Below are 16,688 nucleotides of genomic sequence, written 5' to 3'. Positions count from 1 at the left end.
CAGCAGCACGGTATCGGAGACCGCGATGCCGATGCGGACGGGCGTTCCGGGCGCAGGCGGTGGGCCTTCGCCGCCGCGTGTGGTCAGGCGCAGCGCGACCGGGCTGCCGCCGTTCAGGACCGTCTGCAGCAGCAGCGTGTCGCCTTGGTAGACCGCGCCGGTGACGCGGCCCTCGAAGCAGTTCATCCCCTCACCTTCGCCCGGTCCGAGCAGATGCAGGCGCTCCGGCCGCAGCACCATCGTGCAGCGCCCCTGCCGGGTCGGCAGGTTGTCGGCGCGGATGGTCGCGCCGGCAGCACGAGCGACGCCATCGGTCACCGCGACGTCGAGGAAGGAGGATTCGCCGATGAATTCGGCGACGAAGCGGCTGCGGGGATCGTCATAGATCGCGCGCGGCGTATCGATACGGGCGATCCGGCCGCGATCGAGGATGGCGACGCGGTCCGACATGGTCAGCGCCTCGCGCTGGTCATGCGTGACATAAACGGTCGTGGTGCCCAGCCGCTCATGGAGCTGGCGCAACTCGATCTGCATGCGTTCGCGCAGCTGCTTGTCGAGCGCCGAGAGCGGCTCGTCCATCAGGATGATGCGCGGCTCGAAGACGATGGCGCGGGCGAGCGCGACGCGCTGGCGCTGGCCGCCGGAGAGCTGGTCGATGCGGCGCCCGCCGAAGCCGCCGAGCTGGAACATCTCCAGGGCCGCCTCGACGCGCCGGGCGGCCTCGGCCGCCGGCACCCGCCGCAGCCGCAGCGGAAAGCCGACATTGCGAGCGACGTCCATATGCGGGAACAGCGCGTAGTTCTGGAAGACCATGCCGATCTCGCGCTTGTGCGGCGCGAGGCGCACGACCTCGCGCTCGCCGAAGCGGATCGAGCCCTTGTCGGGCCGCAGGAAGCCGGCGATCGCCATCAAGAGCGTCGTCTTGCCCGAGCCGGAAGGGCCGAGCAGGGTCAGGAACTCGCCCGGCCGGACATCGAGATCGATCTCGTCCAGCACGGGCACCGCGCCGTAGGCCTTGCTCAGCCGCCGGACCGCGATGGGCAGGGCCGTCGCGGAACCCGGGTCCGAGGCGGCCGCATCGCGCGGCCGCTCGTGGTCGCCGGCCAGTCTCATTCGGTCAGCATGTTCTGGTAGGCGGAGGAGGCCTGCGCCTCGAACTTGATGTACCAGTCGAGGTCCACCGGCAGCTGCTTGCCGGCATTGTCCGGATGGGACGGCAGCGTCTTGGCGAAGGCCGCGTCGATCGCGCCGCCCTCATAGGCTTTCTTGTTGGTCGGGCCGTAGGTGATGTATTTCGTGAACTCGGCCTGGTATTGCGGCTTGCTGATCTCGGCGAGGAACTTCATCGCCAGATCCTTGTTCGGCGCGCCCTTGGCGATCGCGAAGCAATCATAGTCGAGCAGGCCCTGGTTGAAGGTATAGGCGACCTTGGCGCCGTCCTTGGCGGCGACGTCGAAGCGGCCGTTCCAGCCGGTGATCATGTCGACCTCGCCGTCCTTCATGAGCTGGGCATGCTGCGCGCCCGAGCTCCACCAGACCGCGATATGCGGCTTCAATTCGCGGATCTTCTTGATTGCGCGCTCAATGCCGCCGGGCTGCGAGAGAACCTCATAGACCTTGTTGGCGGGAACGCCGTCGGCCATCAGCGCCGGCTCCAGCGCGCCGGCCACGCCCTTGCGATAGGAGCGCTTGCCCGGGAATTTCTTGACGTCCCAGAAATCGGCCCAGCTCTGAGGGCCGTTCTGGCCGTAGGTCTTGGTGTTCCAGGCGAGCACGGTCGAGAACACGTCGCCACCGACGCAATAATCCTGCGCCGTGCCGGGCAGGAAGTTCGAGGTGTCGATGACCTTGTAGTCGAGCTTCTCGAGGATGCCCTCGGCACCGGCGCGGGCAGCGCTGCCGGAGCCGCTGGCGACCACGTCCCAGGTCACGGCGCCGGCCTTCACCTTGAGGCGCAGGTCCGCGATGCTGGTATAGGTCTCCTCCTTGACCTTGATGCCCAAGGCCTTCGCGGCGGGCTGGAAGAGCGCCTTGCTCTGGCCCTCCTGATAGGAGCCGCCGAAGGAGACGACGGTCAGTTCCTGCGCCCAGGCGGGCGCAGCGCTCAACAGGCCCAGGCCCATGACGAGGGCAAGGGCCGTTTTCGTCGGCGTGATCGGCTGGCGCGGCATGTGTCTGTTCTCCCGTTTGAACGATGCGTTCCCCAAAGATGAGCGCGCGGTTGGCCGATCAACGGCGTCCGCACGTCTCGCCTCATGCAGGGTCCGGCGAAATTGGTCTGGCCATAAGGTCCACTCTGAGAATTCGGGGCGACCACTTTATCGCGTCAGCGGGCCAAACGATCGCGCCAGCTGTAGTAGAGGACGGACGGCGCGAGGAACCAGGGATTGCCGCTGTAGAAGGGTCGCGTCTGGAAGGGCAGGCCGTCGAAGGCCGTCTTGCCCTCGGCGAGGCCGAGCACCTGCTGGCCGAGCCGCATGCCGAGATAGCTCGCCATGCCGACGCCGGAACCGCAATAGCCCATGGCGTAATGCATGCCCTCGTGCCGGCCGATATGCATCAGCTCGTCGAAGCTATAGGCGACGAGGCCGCACCAGGAATGGCTGATCTTGCGGCCTGCTAGTTCCGGGAAAATCCGGCTCATCGCGGCATGGAGCAGCGGCCCGCTGCGGCGCGGATCGGTCTCGCTCAGCGAGACGCGGCCGCCGAACAGGATGCGCCGCCGGTCGGGCGAGGCGCGGTAGTAATAGACCACCTTGCGGGTGTCGCTGACGATGCGGTTCTTCGGGATTAGCCTGTCGACCAGTTCCGGCTCCAGCGCCTCGGTTGCGATGACATAGCTGCCGATCGGGATGACACGGCGGCGCAGCCAAGCCGTCAGCGGGCCGGTATAGCCGTTGGTGGCGATGACGATATCGCGGGTGCGGATCGTGCCGCGCGGGGTCTGGACGAGGAAATCCTGCCCGATGCGCTCGATGCCCGTCGCCGGGCAATACGGGACAAGCTCGGCGCCGGCCGCGACGACGCGCTGCAACAGGCCCTGATGGTAGCGGGCCGGGTTGATCGAGGCATGGCTCTCGTAGACGACGCCGCCATGGTAGAGATCGGAGCCGATCTCGCTGCGCTGCTCAGCGCGCGGCACGACATGGCAGGCGACTTCCAGCCCCTTCGGCTGCGTGCCGACGCTGCGGGCCAGCTCCTCGTATCGGCCCGGCGCATGCGCCGCATGGAAGCGACCGACGACGCCGAAATCGCAATCGATCCCCTCGTCCCGGACGAAATCGCCGATATAGCGAAGGGAATTCCGGCCCTCCTGCATGATCGCGAAGGCGCGTTCACGGCCATGGCGGCGGGCGAGTTCGTCGAAGCCCGGCTTCACGCTGGTCGAAATCTGGCCACCATTGCGGGTGCTGCAACCGAAGCCCGCCGCCTCGGCATCGAGGACGACCGTATGGCGCCCGCCGCGCGCTGTCTGGAGCGCGGCCTGCAAGCCCGTATAGCCGGAGCCGACGATGACGACCTCGGCCTGCTGCGGCGGCTCGCTACGCGGCAGGTCGGGCCGTGGCACCTCGTCCCACCAATAGGGCGCAGCCTTGAAATCACTGGCGAACAGATCGCTCGACATTATCGCGTCATCCCCCCGGATCAGATTCGCGCCACCACACTCTTGAGCTTGCAGTAGGAGCGCAAGCCCGCCATGCCCTTGGCGCGGCCGAAGCCGGATTTGCGGTTGCCGCCGAAAGGCATCGCGATGCCGCCGGCGAAGAACTCGTTGATATAGACCTGGCCCGCATCGACAGCCCGCGCATAGCGCCAGGCCTTGGCGTGATCGCGGGTGTAGATGCCCGCGACCAGCGCATAGGACGTCGCGTTCGCCGCGACGATGGCCTCGTCGAAATCGGGGACGACCTGCACCGTCAGCACCGGCCCGAAGATCTCCTCCTGAACCAGCGGATCGTCCGGTCCATGTGCCAGCACGATGGTCGGCCGATAGAACCAGCCGCCGCCGCAATCCTCAGGCGGCACGACGGCACCACCCGCGAGGATGCGATTGCCGGCGGCGCGGGCGCGATCGACATGGCCGGCGACGCGAGCGAGCTGTGCCGCCGAATTGATCGGCCCGATACCCGCATCGCTCAGGCCATGGCCCGGCCGCAAGGCTTTCGCGCTGGCGACAAGACGTTCGAGCAAGGGTTCGGCAATCGCCTCCTCGACGATCAGGCGCGAGCCGGCCGAGCAGATCTGTCCGGCATTCTCGAAGATCGCCTCCATGATCCCGGCGATGGCCGCATCGAAATCGCAATCGGCGAGCACGACGAGGGGAGACTTGCCGCCGAGTTCGAGCACAAGGCGGGTGACATGCTCGGCCGCGGCCCGCATCACGCGCTGCCCGGTCGCGACCGAGCCGGTGAAGGTGATGTGGTCGATGCCGGGATGGGCGACGAGCGCCGCACCGGCCTCGGCACCAGTGCCGGCCACCACGTTGAGCACGCCTGCGGGCAAGCCGGCCTCATGCAGCAATTCAGCCAGCATCAGCGTCGTGAAGGGCGTCTGCTCGGCCGGCTTGACCACGAGCGTGCAACCGGCCGCGAGCGCGGGCGCGATGCCGCGCGCCGCCGTCGAGAGCGGATAGTTCCAGGGCACGATCTGGGCGGCGACCCCGACCGGCTCCTCGATCGTCAACCCGATATGGTCGGGGCCAACAGGCATGCTGTCGCCCTGCAGCTTGTCGGCCGCGCCGGCATAATAGGCGAAGGCCTTCACGACGCCGCCGACATCGCCCTCGGCTTCGGCGAGACGCTTGCCGGAATCGAGGGTCTCGACCACGGCGAAACGGGCCGCGCGCTCGGCGATCAGGCGGCTCGCCCGCATCAGGATGTCGCCGCGCGCGGCCGGGCTCAGGCGCGACCATGGGCCGGAGAGCGCAGCGCGGGCGGCTGCGACCGCGCGATCGATGTCTTGGCCATCACCGGCTGCGACCGTTGCGAAAGCCTTGCCCCGGCCGGGGTCGAAGCTCTCCATCCGCCGCCCGGAGGCGGACTCGACGAAGCGCCCGTCGATGAAATGCCCGCCCGGCAGGCCGGCGAGCGTTCCTGTCCTGATGGCTTCGGCGACGAGATCGGCGCGGTCCGCGGTCACGCGCCGATCTCCGTGACCTGATAGGCCGCTTTTTCGAGCCAGGACGGCTCGATCTCGACGCCCCAGCCCGGGCCGTCGGGGATCGCGACCATCCCGTCGCGCGCCTGCGGCGGGTTGCGCAGCAGGCCCTGCTCCCAGGGGTAGTAATCCGGCCCCTCGATCGAGAACTCGACATAGGGGCCGGCATTGGCGAGCGCGCCCATGATGTGCAGCGTGAACACGGTCACCAGCGACTGGTTCGCCGAATGCGGCGTCACCGGCAGGCCAGCCTCTTGCGCCCAGCGGGCGACTGTCAGCATGCGCCCGACGCCGCCGATATAGCAGACGTCCGGCTGAACGACGTCGACCACGCGGCCGTCGATCATGGCCCGCCAGACGGCGAGGTCGCAGTCCTGCTCGCCACCGGTGACGTCGAGATCGAGGGCGTCACGGACCTCACGCGTCCAGGCATGCTCCCAATAGGGACAGGGCTCCTCGAAATGGACGATGCCGTGGTCCTGCAACATCTTGCCGACTGCGATGGCCTTGGCCGGCGAATAGGCGCTGTTGCCGTCGACGAGCAGCGTCGCATCAGCGCCGAGCGCGCGCCTGATCTGCGGCACGATCGCCTCCGTCCGGCCCGGCCACTCGTCGATGTCGCGGCCGCATTCACGCCCGACCCGGAACTTGAACGCGCGGTAGCCATGGGCATCGCGCAGGCGCAGGAAGCGCTCGGCCTCTGCTTCAGGCGTGATCTCGCCGCGCTTCATGCTGGAGGCGTAGACCGGGAAGGGACGCGGCGTGCCGCCGAGCAGTTCGCAGACGCTTTTCCGCTCGATCCGGCCGCGCAGGTCCCACAGGGCCGTATCGAGCCCGGTCATGGCGCGGCAGAGATAGGAGCCGGGGAACTTGTGCTCGCGCTCGCCGATCGTCGCGATCAATTCGTCGATGTCGAAGCCATCCGCGCAAACCGCCCAGCGCGCGACCTGCCGGTGGAAGACCGTCGCGGTGATGTCGGCATTATAAGGCGAGAACTGGCCCCAGCCCTGGCTGCCATCCTCGCATGTGGCGCGGACGAAGCCGACGTCCTGCGTCGAGAAGCTTTCGAGCCGGGTGATCTTCATCGCTGCCGCTATCCGTTCCGGGAGCGCCGCCCGGCGGGACCGCGAGCAGCTTCGGCGCAAGAAGGGGCTTGAATTGGCCTGATCCCAAGGTCCATTCTCGCCAAATCGACAGTCCACTCCCACTCAAGGCATCATGGTCAAACGCGAGGAAGGCGCCCTGCTCCAGTCGATCGTGCTGGACCGAGAGGGCGAGCATGGGCTCAGCGTCCAGATCTGCGCCGGCCTGCGCGAACTGATCCTCGGCGGCACGCTCAAGGTCGGCGAGCGCCTGCCGGCGACGCGGACGCTGGCGCAGGAATTCAGGGTCGCCCGCACCACCATCGTCGAAAGCTTCGAGCGGCTTGCGGCGGAAGGGCTGATCGAGACCCGCGTCGGCTCCGGAACCTATGTCAGCCAGGCGCTGGCAAACGAGCGCCCCGCCCCGGCCGCCGCGGCCACCGCCGCGCCGACGGCGCGGGTCAAGCTGGCGCAGGCCATGAACACGGCGTCAAAACTGTTCGGCACGCGCCTGCCGCACCAGCCCCGTGCCTTCACCACGGCGATGCCGGCCTTCGACGCCTTCCCCATGGCGCAATGGGCGAGGCTCTCAGGCAAGCACTGGCGCAAGCCGCGCCATCAGGTGCTCGGCTATCCCGATCCGCATGGCGAGCGGGCCCTGCGCCAGGCCATCGCCGCGCATCTCAGGCTCAATCGCGGCATCGCCTGCGAATGGCAGCAGGTCTTCGTGGTGGCCGGCGCGCAGCAGGCCTTCCAACTGATCGCCGCGACGCTGCTCGACCCCGGCGACAAGGTCTGGTTCGAGGACCCCGGCGCGATCGGCGCCCGCAACAGCATGATCCAGTCCGGTGTCGAGATCGTGCCCGTCCCGGTCGACGAGGCCGGGCTCGTCGTCGACGAGGGGCTACGCCGCGCGCCGGAATTCCGGCTCGCCTTCGTGACGCCGGCACATCAGCAGCCGCTCGGCGCCAAGATGAGCCTGGAGCGGCGGCTCGCCCTGCTGGAGGCGGCCGAGGCCAGCGGCGCCTGGATCATTGAGGACGACTGGGACGGCGAGTTCTGCTTCCAGGGCGCGCCGATGGCGACGCTGACCAGCATCGATCGCAGCGGCCGCGTCATCTATGTCGGGACCTTCTCGAAGACGCTGTTCCCGTCATTGCGGCTCGGCTTCCTCGTCACGCCGCCGCATCTCGTCGAGCAGATGGGCATCTGTCTCGAAGCCTTTTCGCCGGGCGTTCCGACGGCGCTGCAGGGCATCGTCGCCGATTTCATCGTTGAAGGGCATTTCGCGACGCATGTCCGCCGCATGCGCAAGCTCTACCAGGAACGCTACCAGGCACTGGAGGACGCTGCGCGGGAGTATCTGGCGCCCGATCTGGAAGTCGTGCCGACCCAGACCGGCATGCATACCATCGCCTATCTCCGCGACGGGCTCGATGCCGTCGCGCTGACGCAGGCCGCCGCCCGGCGCGGCGTCACGGTCGCGCCGATCAGCCGCTTCTGCCTCGAACCCGTCGCGCAAGACGGTCTCGTGCTCGGCTTCAGCGGCTTCACGCCGGCTGAGATCAAGACCGGTGTGCTCGACCTGCGACGCGCCATCGACGACCTCATGGCGGCCGGCGAGTGGACTGACGCTTCGGCGGGAATGGCCCTTAGCGGGAAGCCCAATTCTCCCTAGCAATTCCGGCAGGCACAGCGGGTGAGAGCATCTTGAGCGAATGGGACGTGATCATCGTCGGCGCGGGTTCGGCCGGCTGCGTGCTGGCCGGGCGGCTCGCCGAAGCCGGCCATGGCTCGATCCTGGTGATCGAGGCCGGGCCGCGCGATCTCAGCCCCTGGGTCCATCTGCCGATCGGCTACGGCAAGACCTTCTACCATCGCCGCATGAACTGGATGTACCGGACCACGCCGCAAGCCGGGCTGGATGGGCGGGAAATCTACCAGCCGCGCGGCAAGGTGGTCGGCGGATCGAGCGCGATCAATGCGGTGGTCTATGCCCGCGGCCAGGCCGAGGATTTCGACGAATGGCAGCGGCTCGGCAATCCCGGCTGGGGCTGGGCCGAGGTGCTCGCCGCCTATAGGCGCATGGAGGACCACGCGCTGGGCGCTTCGATCTGGCATGGTGCAGGCGGCCCGCTCCATGTCGAGAACGTCGCCAAGGAGGTTCATCCGCTCACGCCGCTCTTCGTCAAGGCGGCCGGCGAAGCGGGCCTGTGCTTCAATCCGGACCTGAACGGCGCGACCAGCGAGGGCGCTGGCTTCTACCAGATCACCACGCGCGGCGGCCGGCGCGAATCGGCGGCACGCGCCTTCCTGCATCCGGCAAGGCGGCGCGGGCGCGTGAAGCTCGAAACCGATTTGCAGGTGACGCGTATCCTGTTCGAAGGGCGGCGCGCCATCGGCGTCGAGGCCAGGCGCGGTGGCGAGACCTTGCGCTTCGGCGCCCGCAGGGAGGTCGTCCTCTCCGGCGGCGCGTTCAATTCGCCGCAATTGCTGCAGCTTTCCGGCATCGGTCCGGCGGAACTGTTGAAGCAGCACGGCATCACGCCGCTGCTCGACCAGCCGGCGGTCGGCCGCAACCTGCAGGACCATCTCTGCTACGACCATGTCTACCGCTCGAAGCGGCCGAGCCTGAACGAGGCGCTGCTGTCCTGGCCTGCCCGCATCGGCATGGCCGTGAACTATCTGTTGCGGCGGCGCGGGCCGCTCTCGCTCAGCGTCAACCAGGGCGGTGGATTCTATCGCACCCGGCCGGAGCTGACGCGGCCCGACATGCAGCTCTATTTCTCGCCGCTGAGCTATGAGCGCGCCGTGCCGGGCGTGCGCGCCCTGATGAAGCCCGACCCGTTCCCCGGTTTCAGCCTCAGCGTCTCGCCCTGTCGCCCGCTCAGCCGCGGCCATGTCGCGATCCGCTCGCCCGATCCGCAGGTCGCGCCGGAGATCGCGCCGAACTATCTCTCCGATCCCGAGGACCTGTGCATCCTGCTGGACGGCGCGCGCTTCCTGCACCGGCTCGCCGCGACACCGACGCTCTCCGCCGTGATCGACACCGCGATCCGGCCGGGGCCGGAAGCCGCCGACGAGGAGGCGCATGTCGCCGCGATCCGCGCGAACGCCTATTCGGTGTTCCACCCCTGTGGGACCTGCCGGATGGGCCCCGACGTGAGCGACGCCGTGGTCGACGCCAGATTGCGGGTGCATGGCGTCGAAGGCCTGCGCGTCGTCGACGCCTCGATCTTCCCCACTATCCCATCGGGCAACATCAACGCGCCGGCCATGATGGTCGGAGAGCGCGCCGCCGCCCTGATGGCGGAAGGCTGAGAGCGAATTCCCCTGCCCCGCCGGCCGTCGCCGGCATCTTTCCCCGGAGGACAGACCATGATCACACGCCATGAAGTGACCGGACGATTGAGCAAGGTGCTCGTCGCCAACGGCTTCGCCTTCCTCTCAGGCCTCACTGCAGCCGATCGCAGCGGTGGCGTGCGCGAGCAGACGGCCGATATCCTCAAGCAGATCGACGGCTATCTGGCGATGGCCGGCACCGACAAGACCCGCATCGTCATCGCCAATATCTGGCTGAAGGACATCGCGAATTTCAGCGAGATGAACGCCGCCTGGGAGACCTGGGTCGATCCCGCGCAGCCGCCGGCCCGCGCCACCGTCGAGTCGCGATTGGCGGCCGAGAACATCCTGGTCGAGATCCAGGTCCAGGCGCTGGTCTGAACCCTGCATAAACCGCGCAAAGACATGCAAGCCGGCTATTCCGCCGGACGCATTCCCGTGTGAAGATCGCGCATCGGAGATGGATGACCGGCATGACGCAAGCCTACACGTTCGACGCTCTGAAGCAGGATGTCGCCGCCGGCCGCATCGATACCGTGCTCGCCTGTCTCGTCGACATGCAGGGGCGCCTGATGGGCAAGCGCTTCCATGCCGCCTTCTTCCTCGAAAGCGGGCATCACGAAACGCATAGCTGCAACTACCTGCTCGCCACCGATATGGAGATGGAAACCGTAGCCGGCTACGCGGCGACGAGCTGGGCCGCCGGCTATGGCGACTACACCATGAAGCCTGACCTCTCGACCTTGTGCCGCGTGCCCTGGCTCGAAGGGACGGCACTCGTGCTCTGCGACGTGCAGGACCATCACGGCCACGACATCCCGCATTCGCCGCGCGCCGTGCTGAAGAAGCAGGTCAGGCGGCTCGAGGCGATGGGGCTCAAGGCCTATATGGCGACCGAGCTCGAATTCTTCCTGTTCGACCAGAGCTACGAGAACGCCTGCGCCAGCGGCTACCGCGACCTCAAGACCGCGAGCAGCTACAACGAGGACTACCACATCTTCCAGACGACCAAGGAAGAGGCGGTGATGCGGGCGATCCGCAACGGTCTGCAGGGCGCCGGCATCCCCGTGGAGAACTCCAAGGGCGAGGCCTCGGCCGGGCAGGAAGAGATCAATGTCCGCTATGCCGACGCGCTGACGATGGCGGACCGGCACGCGATCATCAAGAACGCCTGCAAGGAGATCGCCTGGGCGCAGGGCAAGTCGATCACCTTCCTCGCCAAGTGGAGCAACGCGCATGCCGGCTCCTCCTCGCATATCCACCAGTCGCTCTGGAGCGCCGACGGCAAGACCCCGCATTTCCTCGATGCGCAGGCGAAACACGGCATGTCGCCGCTGATGCGGAACTATGTGGCCGGCCTGCTGGCGCATGCCTCCGACATCACCGGCTTCCTCGCGCCTTATATCAACTCCTACAAGCGCTTCGTCGCCGGCACCTTCGCGCCAACCAAGGCGATCTGGAGCGCCGACAACCGCACCGCCGGCTACCGGCTCTGCGGCGCCGGAACCAAGGGCATCCGCATCGAATGCCGGGTCGGCGGCTCGGACCTCAATCCCTATCTCGCGATGGCGGCGCTGCTCGCCGCCGGGATCGACGGCATCGAGAAGAAGATGGAGCTGGAGGAGGCTTTCGTCGGCGATGCCTATGGCGACCGGAACGTCCGCGAAATCCCGAAGACCCTGCGTGATGCGACCGTGGCGCTGAAGGGCTCGGCGATGCTGCGCAAGGCCTTCGGCGACGACGTGATCGACCATTATGTCCGCGCCGCCGAATGGGAGCAGGAGGAGTACGACCGCCGGATCACCGATTGGGAAGTGAAGCGCGGTTTCGAACGCGCCTGACCGCCCCCCTCCTCCCGCAGCAAAAGCCTTCAGCCAGACGGATAGTGACGATGACGATGATCCGATGCGTGTCGCCGGTGGACGGCTCGGTCTATGCCGAGCGGCTGGCCCTGAGCCTCGACGAGGCCAAGGCTGTGGTCGCGCGCGCCCGCAAGGCGCAGAAGGCCTGGGCCAGGCGCCCGCTGGACGAGCGCATCGCGCTGGTGCTCAAGGGTGTCGCGCGGCTCAACGAGATGGGCCAGGAGGTCGTGACCGAACTCGCCTGGCAGATGGGCCGGCCGATCAAGTACGGCGGCGAGTTCAAGGGTTTCAACGAGCGCTCGAACTACATGGCCTCGATCGCGCAGGAGGCGCTGGCGCCGCTCGTCATCGAGGACAGCGCCGCTTTCAAGCGCTTCATCGCGCGCGAGCCGCATGGCGTCGTCTTCGTGATCGCGCCGTGGAACTACCCCTATATGACCGCGATCAACTCGGTCGCGCCGGCGCTGATCGCTGGCAATGCGGTCGTCCTCAAGCATGCCAGCCAGACTTTGCTCACCGGCGAGCGATTGGCGCGGGCCTTCCATGAGGTGGGCGTGCCGGAAGAGGTCTTTGCCAATGTCTTCCTCGACCATGAGACGTCCTCTCGGCTGATCGCCGAGAAGCAGTTCGACTTCATCAACTTCACCGGCTCGGTCGCGGGCGGGCAGGCGATCGAACGCGCCGCCGCCGGCACCTTCACCGGGATCGGGCTGGAGCTCGGCGGCAAGGACCCCGGCTATGTCATGGATGACGCCGATCTCGACAAGGCGGTGGACACGCTGATGGACGGCGCGACCTTCAATTCCGGGCAGTGCTGCTGCGGCATCGAGCGCATCTATGTGCATGAGAGCCTCTACGACGCCTTCGTCGAGAAATCGGTCGCCTGGGTCTCGAACTACCGGCTCGGCAACCCGCTCAATCCCGAGACCTCGCTCGGCCCGATGGCGCACAAGCGCTTCGCCCAGGTGGTGCGCGAGCAGATCGCGGAAGCGACAGCGAAGGGCGCACGCGCTCTGGTCGATCCCAAGCTCTTCCCGCAGGACGATGGCGGCGCCTATCTCGCGCCGCAGGTGCTGGTCGATGTCGACCATTCCATGACGATCATGCGCGAGGAGACCTTCGGCCCGGCTGTCGGCATCATGAAGGTGCGCGACGATGCGGAAGCCCTCGCGCTGATGAACGACTCGAAATACGGCCTCACCGTCTCACTCTGGACCGGCGATGCAGAGCGTGCCGCCCGTTTGGGTGAGAGCCTCGAAACCGGCACCGTCTTCATGAATCGCGCCGATTATCTCGACCCGGCGCTGTGCTGGACCGGCGTCAAGGAGACCGGGCGGGGCGGCTCGCTCTCGGTCATCGGCTTCCACAACCTCACCCGTCCGAAATCCTACCATCTGAAGAGAGCTGGCTGATGCCGATCACCGCGAACTGGAGCTATCCGACTGCCGTCAAGCTGGGCGCCGGGCGGATCAGGGAACTGGCCGATCACTGCAAGGCGCTCGGCATGAAGCGGCCGCTGCTGGTCACCGATCGCGGACTGGCGAGCATGGCGATCACGGGCCGCGCGCTCGACATCCTCGAGGCCGGCGGGCTCGGCCGGGCGATCTTCGCCGATGTCGATCCCAACCCGAACGACCGCAATCTCGACGACGGCGTGCGCGCCTTCAAGGCGGGCGGGCATGACGGCGTCGTCGCCTTCGGCGGCGGTTCCGGCCTCGATCTCGGCAAATGCGTGGCCTTCATGGCCGGCCAGACCAGACCCGTCTGGGATTTCGAGGATGTCGGCGACTGGTGGACGCGCGCCTCTGTCGAGGGCATCGCGCCGATCGTCGCCGTGCCGACCACGGCTGGCACCGGCTCCGAGGTCGGCCGCGCCTCGGTCATCACCAATTCGCAGACCCATACCAAGAAGATCATCTTCCACCCGAAATTCCTGCCGGGCGTGACGATCTGCGACCCTGAGCTCACGGTCGGCATGCCCAAGGCGATCACCGCCGGCACGGGCATGGATGCCTTCGCGCATTGCCTTGAGGCCTATTCCTCGCCGTTCTTCCATCCGATGAGCCAGGGCATCGCGCTCGAAGGCATGCGGCTGGTGAAGACCTATCTGCCGCGCGCCTATGCGGACGGCGGGGATATCGAGGCGCGGACCCAGATGATGGCTGCCGCCGCGATGGGCGCCGTCGCCTTCCAGAAGGGGCTCGGCGCGATCCACTCGCTCTCCCACCCGGTCGGCGCGGTCTACCACACCCATCACGGCACCACGAATGCCGTGGTGATGCCGCCCGTACTGCGCTTCAACCGCCCGGCGATCGAGGAGAAGATTGCGGCGGCCGCCGCCTATCTCGGCATCGCCGGGGGCTTCGACGGCTTCTATGATTTCGTGCTGAAGCTGCGGGCCGATCTCGGCATCCCCGACAAACTCGCCGCGCTCGGCGTCGGCACCGACCGGATCGACGAACTGGCCGAGGCCGCCGTGGCCGACCCCTCGACCGGCGGCAATCCGGTGGAGCTCACCGTCGATGCGGCGCGCAAGCTGCTTATCGAGTCGATCTGAGATCGACGGAGACTATCGACCGACGCGCAATTGGCGGACGATGTTCGCGGCGCGCCGGATCGCGGTGATCGCAGCACCAACAGCGATGAGCCAGAGCGCCACGACAAGCACCTGATTGTGGCCGCTCCAAAGCGGCTCCGCCAGCGACAGCATGGCCGCCGCCGTGATCGTGGCCATGCGATGCTGCTTGGCCATCGGCCCGGAGAAATCGGCGGGCAAGCCGCAATTGCGACCGAGCTCGCGGGTATAGGCGGTGAGCACCGCAAAGGCCGCCGCCGCCCAGCCCAGCGTCGGCACACCCGCGCCATAGCCGACGCCGACGAGGATCAGGATATCGGCGACGCGGTCCGGGAATTCGTTCCAGAACGGCCCGTCAGGCTCCTGCTTGCCGCCCTCGATCGCGACCATCCCGTCGAACAGGTTGCAGAGCAATCGGAACTGGCAGAACAGGGCTGCGACGAGCAGCAAAGCAACGCGGGAGCCACCGGTGGCCGCCCCCGCTTGCCAGAAGGCGATGCCGGCAACGGCCGCCATCGCCATGCTCGCCATCGAAATCTGGTTCGGCGTCACCGAGGCCGTGCTCAGCTTGCGGGCGATCGTGCGGGCCCAGCCGGAATCGCGGCTGGCGAGCGGGCGGCGGTTCTCGTCCTGCGCCATGATTCAGGCCTTCCGGATGCGCCAGAGCGAATAATTGTAGAGCGCGGCATAGCTCGTCGCGACGGTGAGCGGCACGGCGATGGTCTTCAGTATCTCGGGCGTGCCGCCGATCGTATGGAGGATCGTCAGCAGGCTCGCGGAGACGAGGCCGGCGATCACCGGTGGCGCCAGCAAGGCGGCAAGGCCAGAAAAGCGGTCGGCGAGAAACTCGATCGCACGTTGCAGGACCAGCGTGATCGTGGCCGAGATCGCGCCCTGTAGCAGGCCAGCGTAAAGCGGCGCCGGCATCGGATGGGCGCGGTTGGCGAAGGCTGCCCAGCTGCCCATCGCCAGGAAGGCGAAGCCGACATGGACGATGCCGCTCCGCATCAGGCGCGCAATCATACGGCCGACCAGCCGTAGCGGACGAGATGGAAGAAGATCGGGGCGGAGAAGACGACGGAGTCGAGCCGGTCGATGAAGCCGCCATGGCCGGCGATCAGGTGGCCCCAGTCCTTGACGCCGCGATCGCGCTTGATCGCCGACATAACCAGCCCGCCGAAGAAACCCATGAGGACGATGACCAGCGCAAGGAAAGCCGCCTGAAGCGGCGTGAACGGCGTCATCCAGGACAGGCCGGCGCCGACGGCGGTGGCGCTGAGCGCACCGCCGACGAAGCCTTCGACCGTCTTCGAGGGCGAGAGCTTCGGCGCGATCTTGGTGCGGCCGAGAAGCTTGCCCCAGACATATTGCAGGACGTCGCTGATCTGCACGACGATGACGAGGAAGGCGATCAGCAGGACATTGCGGCCCTCGTAGCCGGCGATATCGAGGCTGAGCAGCGCCGGCACATGCGAGGTGGCGAAGACGCAGATCATCAGCGCCCACTGCACCTCGGCGATGCGGATCAGGAAATGATCGGTGTCGCCGCGCGCCGCGGCGATGATCGGCATCAACAGGAAGGCGTAGACGGGAATGAAGATCGAGTAGAGCCCGTACCACTCGATCCAGATCAGGTAGTACTGCACCGGCAGCACGACGAAGAAAGCCGTAGCCAGCGCCCAGTGATCGGCGCGGCGCGTATCGGTCAGCGTGATGAACTCGCGCAGCGCCGCGAAGGAACAGAAGCCGAAGAGCAGGGTCACACCGGTCTTGCCGCCGATGAGCGCGAGCCCCATCAGCACGACCATGACCCACCAGGCCCGGATGCGGTCGTTGAGATTCTCGACCACGGCATTGGAACCGTCTGGCGAGAGCTTGCGCTGCAGCACGAAGCCGATGGTGGAGGCGAGGATGAGGACGCCGAGAATGCCGGCGAGCACGGCGACCAGATCGGGATGCGGCATCGTCATGACGCGTTCGCCTTCGGGGACAGGGCGAGCAGCGCGGCTTCGGCCCGCGCCAGGAAATCGGGCTTGGCCTCGCCCTCATCGAGGCGAAGCGGCGCGCCGAAGGTCACGGTGCAGATCAGCGGGATCGGCACGAACTCGCCCTTCGGCATGACGCGGTTGAGATTGTCGATCCAGGCCGGCACCAGCGCCACGTTCGGCCGCGCCTGCGCCAGATGGAACAGGCCGCTCTTGAACGGCAGCAGGCGCGCCTCCGTGGTGTTGCGCGTGCCTTCCGGGAAGACGATCAGCGATGAGCCGGCATCGAGCGCCTCGGTCATCTGCACGATTGGATCACTGGTGCGGCTCTCGCGATCGCGGTCGATCAGGACGGCATTGAAGACGTCGCGGCCGATGAAGCGGCGCAAGGCGCCTTTCAGCCAGTAATCGCTCCCCGCGACGGGACGGGTCATGAAGCGCAGGCGCCGCGGCAGCACGGTCCAGATCAGGACGAAATCGCCATGGCTGGCATGGTTGGCGAAGTAGATGCGCTGCTCGTCCGTGGGCTCGATGCCGGCCCAGCGGCCACGGACGGCCGTGATGAAGCGGGCGAAGAAGAGAATGAGCGCGCCAGCTAGACTTGCCCCTGCCTCACGCATTCCCCGATCCACCCCCGTTAGCCGTCTAGACGAGGTAGCGCCTGTTTCGAGCCCTGTCGATATCG

The 16,688-nt window shown here is 67.3% G+C and carries 15 protein-coding genes; 6 read left to right on the top strand and 9 right to left on the bottom strand.

The features are described from left to right. The 5 genes from ACODTJ_RS25915 to ACODTJ_RS25895 form a co-directional block, all read right to left on the bottom strand. Positions 1-1,113, bottom strand: a 1,113-nt coding sequence (locus ACODTJ_RS25915; RefSeq protein ID WP_488850791.1) for an ABC transporter ATP-binding protein, incomplete at its 3' end; no start/stop codon positions are given. Further along, complete coding sequence (locus ACODTJ_RS25910; RefSeq protein WP_454658601.1) at positions 1,110-2,171, bottom strand: ABC transporter substrate-binding protein; 1,062 nt, start codon at positions 2,169-2,171, stop codon at positions 1,110-1,112. The genes ACODTJ_RS25910 and ACODTJ_RS25915, both read right to left, overlap by 4 nt. 155 nt (positions 2,172-2,326) lie before the next feature. After that, on the bottom strand, positions 2,327-3,625 hold the full coding sequence (locus tag ACODTJ_RS25905; RefSeq protein ID WP_454658602.1) for an NAD(P)/FAD-dependent oxidoreductase: 1,299 nt from the start codon (positions 3,623-3,625) through the stop codon (positions 2,327-2,329). A 20-nt stretch (positions 3,626-3,645) separates the two neighbouring features. After that, positions 3,646-5,139: an aldehyde dehydrogenase family protein gene (locus ACODTJ_RS25900; RefSeq protein ID WP_454658603.1), complete on the bottom strand. Its 1,494-nt coding sequence runs from the start codon at positions 5,137-5,139 to the stop codon at positions 3,646-3,648. Then, positions 5,136-6,242 carry a mandelate racemase/muconate lactonizing enzyme family protein gene (locus ACODTJ_RS25895; protein WP_488850788.1) on the bottom strand — a complete coding sequence of 369 codons (1,107 nt, stop codon included), beginning with the start codon at positions 6,240-6,242 and terminating at the stop codon, positions 5,136-5,138. The genes ACODTJ_RS25900 and ACODTJ_RS25895 overlap by 4 nt, the downstream gene beginning before the upstream one ends. A gap of 133 nt (positions 6,243-6,375) precedes the next feature. On the opposite strand from ACODTJ_RS25895, the gene pdxR reads away from it, so the two are divergent. The 6 genes from pdxR to ACODTJ_RS25865 all read left to right on the top strand — a co-directional run bounded on the left by pdxR (position 6,376) and on the right by ACODTJ_RS25865 (position 14,000). Beyond that, positions 6,376-7,917: a MocR-like pyridoxine biosynthesis transcription factor PdxR gene (gene pdxR / locus ACODTJ_RS25890; RefSeq protein ID WP_488850786.1), complete on the top strand. Its 1,542-nt coding sequence runs from the start codon at positions 6,376-6,378 to the stop codon at positions 7,915-7,917. Positions 7,918-7,949: 32 nt separating this feature from the next. After that, on the top strand, positions 7,950-9,560 hold the full coding sequence (locus tag ACODTJ_RS25885) for a GMC family oxidoreductase (RefSeq protein ID WP_488850784.1): 1,611 nt from the start codon (positions 7,950-7,952) through the stop codon (positions 9,558-9,560). A gap of 57 nt (positions 9,561-9,617) precedes the next feature. Beyond that, positions 9,618-9,962, top strand: coding sequence for a RidA family protein (locus tag ACODTJ_RS25880; protein WP_454658608.1), 345 nt, complete (start codon positions 9,618-9,620; stop codon positions 9,960-9,962). Positions 9,963-10,054: 92 nt separating this feature from the next. Beyond that, complete coding sequence (locus ACODTJ_RS25875) at positions 10,055-11,422, top strand: glutamine synthetase family protein (RefSeq protein ID WP_454658609.1); 1,368 nt, start codon at positions 10,055-10,057, stop codon at positions 11,420-11,422. A gap of 50 nt (positions 11,423-11,472) precedes the next feature. Next, a complete protein-coding gene (locus tag ACODTJ_RS25870; RefSeq protein ID WP_454658610.1) occupies positions 11,473-12,855 on the top strand; it encodes an aldehyde dehydrogenase family protein in 1,383 nt (460 codons plus the stop codon). After that, positions 12,855-14,000, top strand: coding sequence for an iron-containing alcohol dehydrogenase (locus ACODTJ_RS25865; protein ID WP_454658611.1), 1,146 nt, complete (start codon positions 12,855-12,857; stop codon positions 13,998-14,000). The genes ACODTJ_RS25870 and ACODTJ_RS25865 overlap by 1 nt, the downstream gene beginning before the upstream one ends. Before the next feature lie 12 nt (positions 14,001-14,012). Here ACODTJ_RS25865 and ACODTJ_RS25860 read toward each other — a convergent pair whose 3' ends face one another. From ACODTJ_RS25860 to ACODTJ_RS25845, 4 genes are read right to left on the bottom strand one after another with little or no spacing between them, the layout of a single operon-like run. Further along, positions 14,013-14,657: a CDP-alcohol phosphatidyltransferase family protein gene (locus ACODTJ_RS25860; RefSeq protein ID WP_454658612.1), complete on the bottom strand. Its 645-nt coding sequence runs from the start codon at positions 14,655-14,657 to the stop codon at positions 14,013-14,015. Positions 14,658-14,660: 3 nt separating this feature from the next. After that, the gene (locus tag ACODTJ_RS25855) at positions 14,661-15,041 is read right to left on the bottom strand and encodes a hypothetical protein (RefSeq protein WP_488850780.1); all 381 of its coding nucleotides are present in this window, start codon (positions 15,039-15,041) and stop codon (positions 14,661-14,663) included. Beyond that, positions 15,038-15,988, bottom strand: a complete 951-nt coding sequence (locus ACODTJ_RS25850) for a phosphatidate cytidylyltransferase (RefSeq protein ID WP_454658614.1) — start codon at positions 15,986-15,988, stop codon at positions 15,038-15,040. The genes ACODTJ_RS25855 and ACODTJ_RS25850 overlap by 4 nt, the downstream gene beginning before the upstream one ends. Further along, complete coding sequence (locus tag ACODTJ_RS25845; RefSeq protein ID WP_488850778.1) at positions 15,985-16,623, bottom strand: lysophospholipid acyltransferase family protein; 639 nt, start codon at positions 16,621-16,623, stop codon at positions 15,985-15,987. The genes ACODTJ_RS25850 and ACODTJ_RS25845 overlap by 4 nt, the downstream gene beginning before the upstream one ends. Positions 16,624-16,688: the final 65 nt, after the last annotated feature.

The organism is Allobosea sp. FG18, from assembly GCF_057809495.1.
Note: the sequence above shows the minus strand (reverse complement) of the source record. Positions and strands in the feature narration are given on the sequence as shown.

Bases quoted from the DNA above. Each gene is read 5' to 3' on its own strand.
- ACODTJ_RS25860 (WP_454658612.1), bottom strand. From the start codon at position 14,657: ATGGCGCAGGACGAGAACCGCCGCCCGCTCGCCAGCCGCGATTCCGGC.
- ACODTJ_RS25850 (WP_454658614.1), bottom strand. From the start codon at position 15,988: ATGACGATGCCGCATCCCGATCTGGTCGCCGTGCTCGCCGGCATTCTC.
- ACODTJ_RS25870 (WP_454658610.1), top strand. From the start codon at position 11,473: ATGACGATGATCCGATGCGTGTCGCCGGTGGACGGCTCGGTCTATGCC.
- pdxR (WP_488850786.1), top strand. From the start codon at position 6,376: ATGGTCAAACGCGAGGAAGGCGCCCTGCTCCAGTCGATCGTGCTGGAC.
- ACODTJ_RS25905 (WP_454658602.1), bottom strand. From the start codon at position 3,625: ATGTCGAGCGATCTGTTCGCCAGTGATTTCAAGGCTGCGCCCTATTGG.
- ACODTJ_RS25880 (WP_454658608.1), top strand. From the start codon at position 9,618: ATGATCACACGCCATGAAGTGACCGGACGATTGAGCAAGGTGCTCGTC.
- ACODTJ_RS25895 (WP_488850788.1), bottom strand. From the start codon at position 6,242: ATGAAGATCACCCGGCTCGAAAGCTTCTCGACGCAGGACGTCGGCTTC.
- ACODTJ_RS25910 (WP_454658601.1), bottom strand. From the start codon at position 2,171: ATGCCGCGCCAGCCGATCACGCCGACGAAAACGGCCCTTGCCCTCGTC.
- ACODTJ_RS25855 (WP_488850780.1), bottom strand. From the start codon at position 15,041: ATGATTGCGCGCCTGATGCGGAGCGGCATCGTCCATGTCGGCTTCGCC.
- ACODTJ_RS25865 (WP_454658611.1), top strand. From the start codon at position 12,855: ATGCCGATCACCGCGAACTGGAGCTATCCGACTGCCGTCAAGCTGGGC.
- ACODTJ_RS25875 (WP_454658609.1), top strand. From the start codon at position 10,055: ATGACGCAAGCCTACACGTTCGACGCTCTGAAGCAGGATGTCGCCGCC.
- ACODTJ_RS25845 (WP_488850778.1), bottom strand. From the start codon at position 16,623: ATGCGTGAGGCAGGGGCAAGTCTAGCTGGCGCGCTCATTCTCTTCTTC.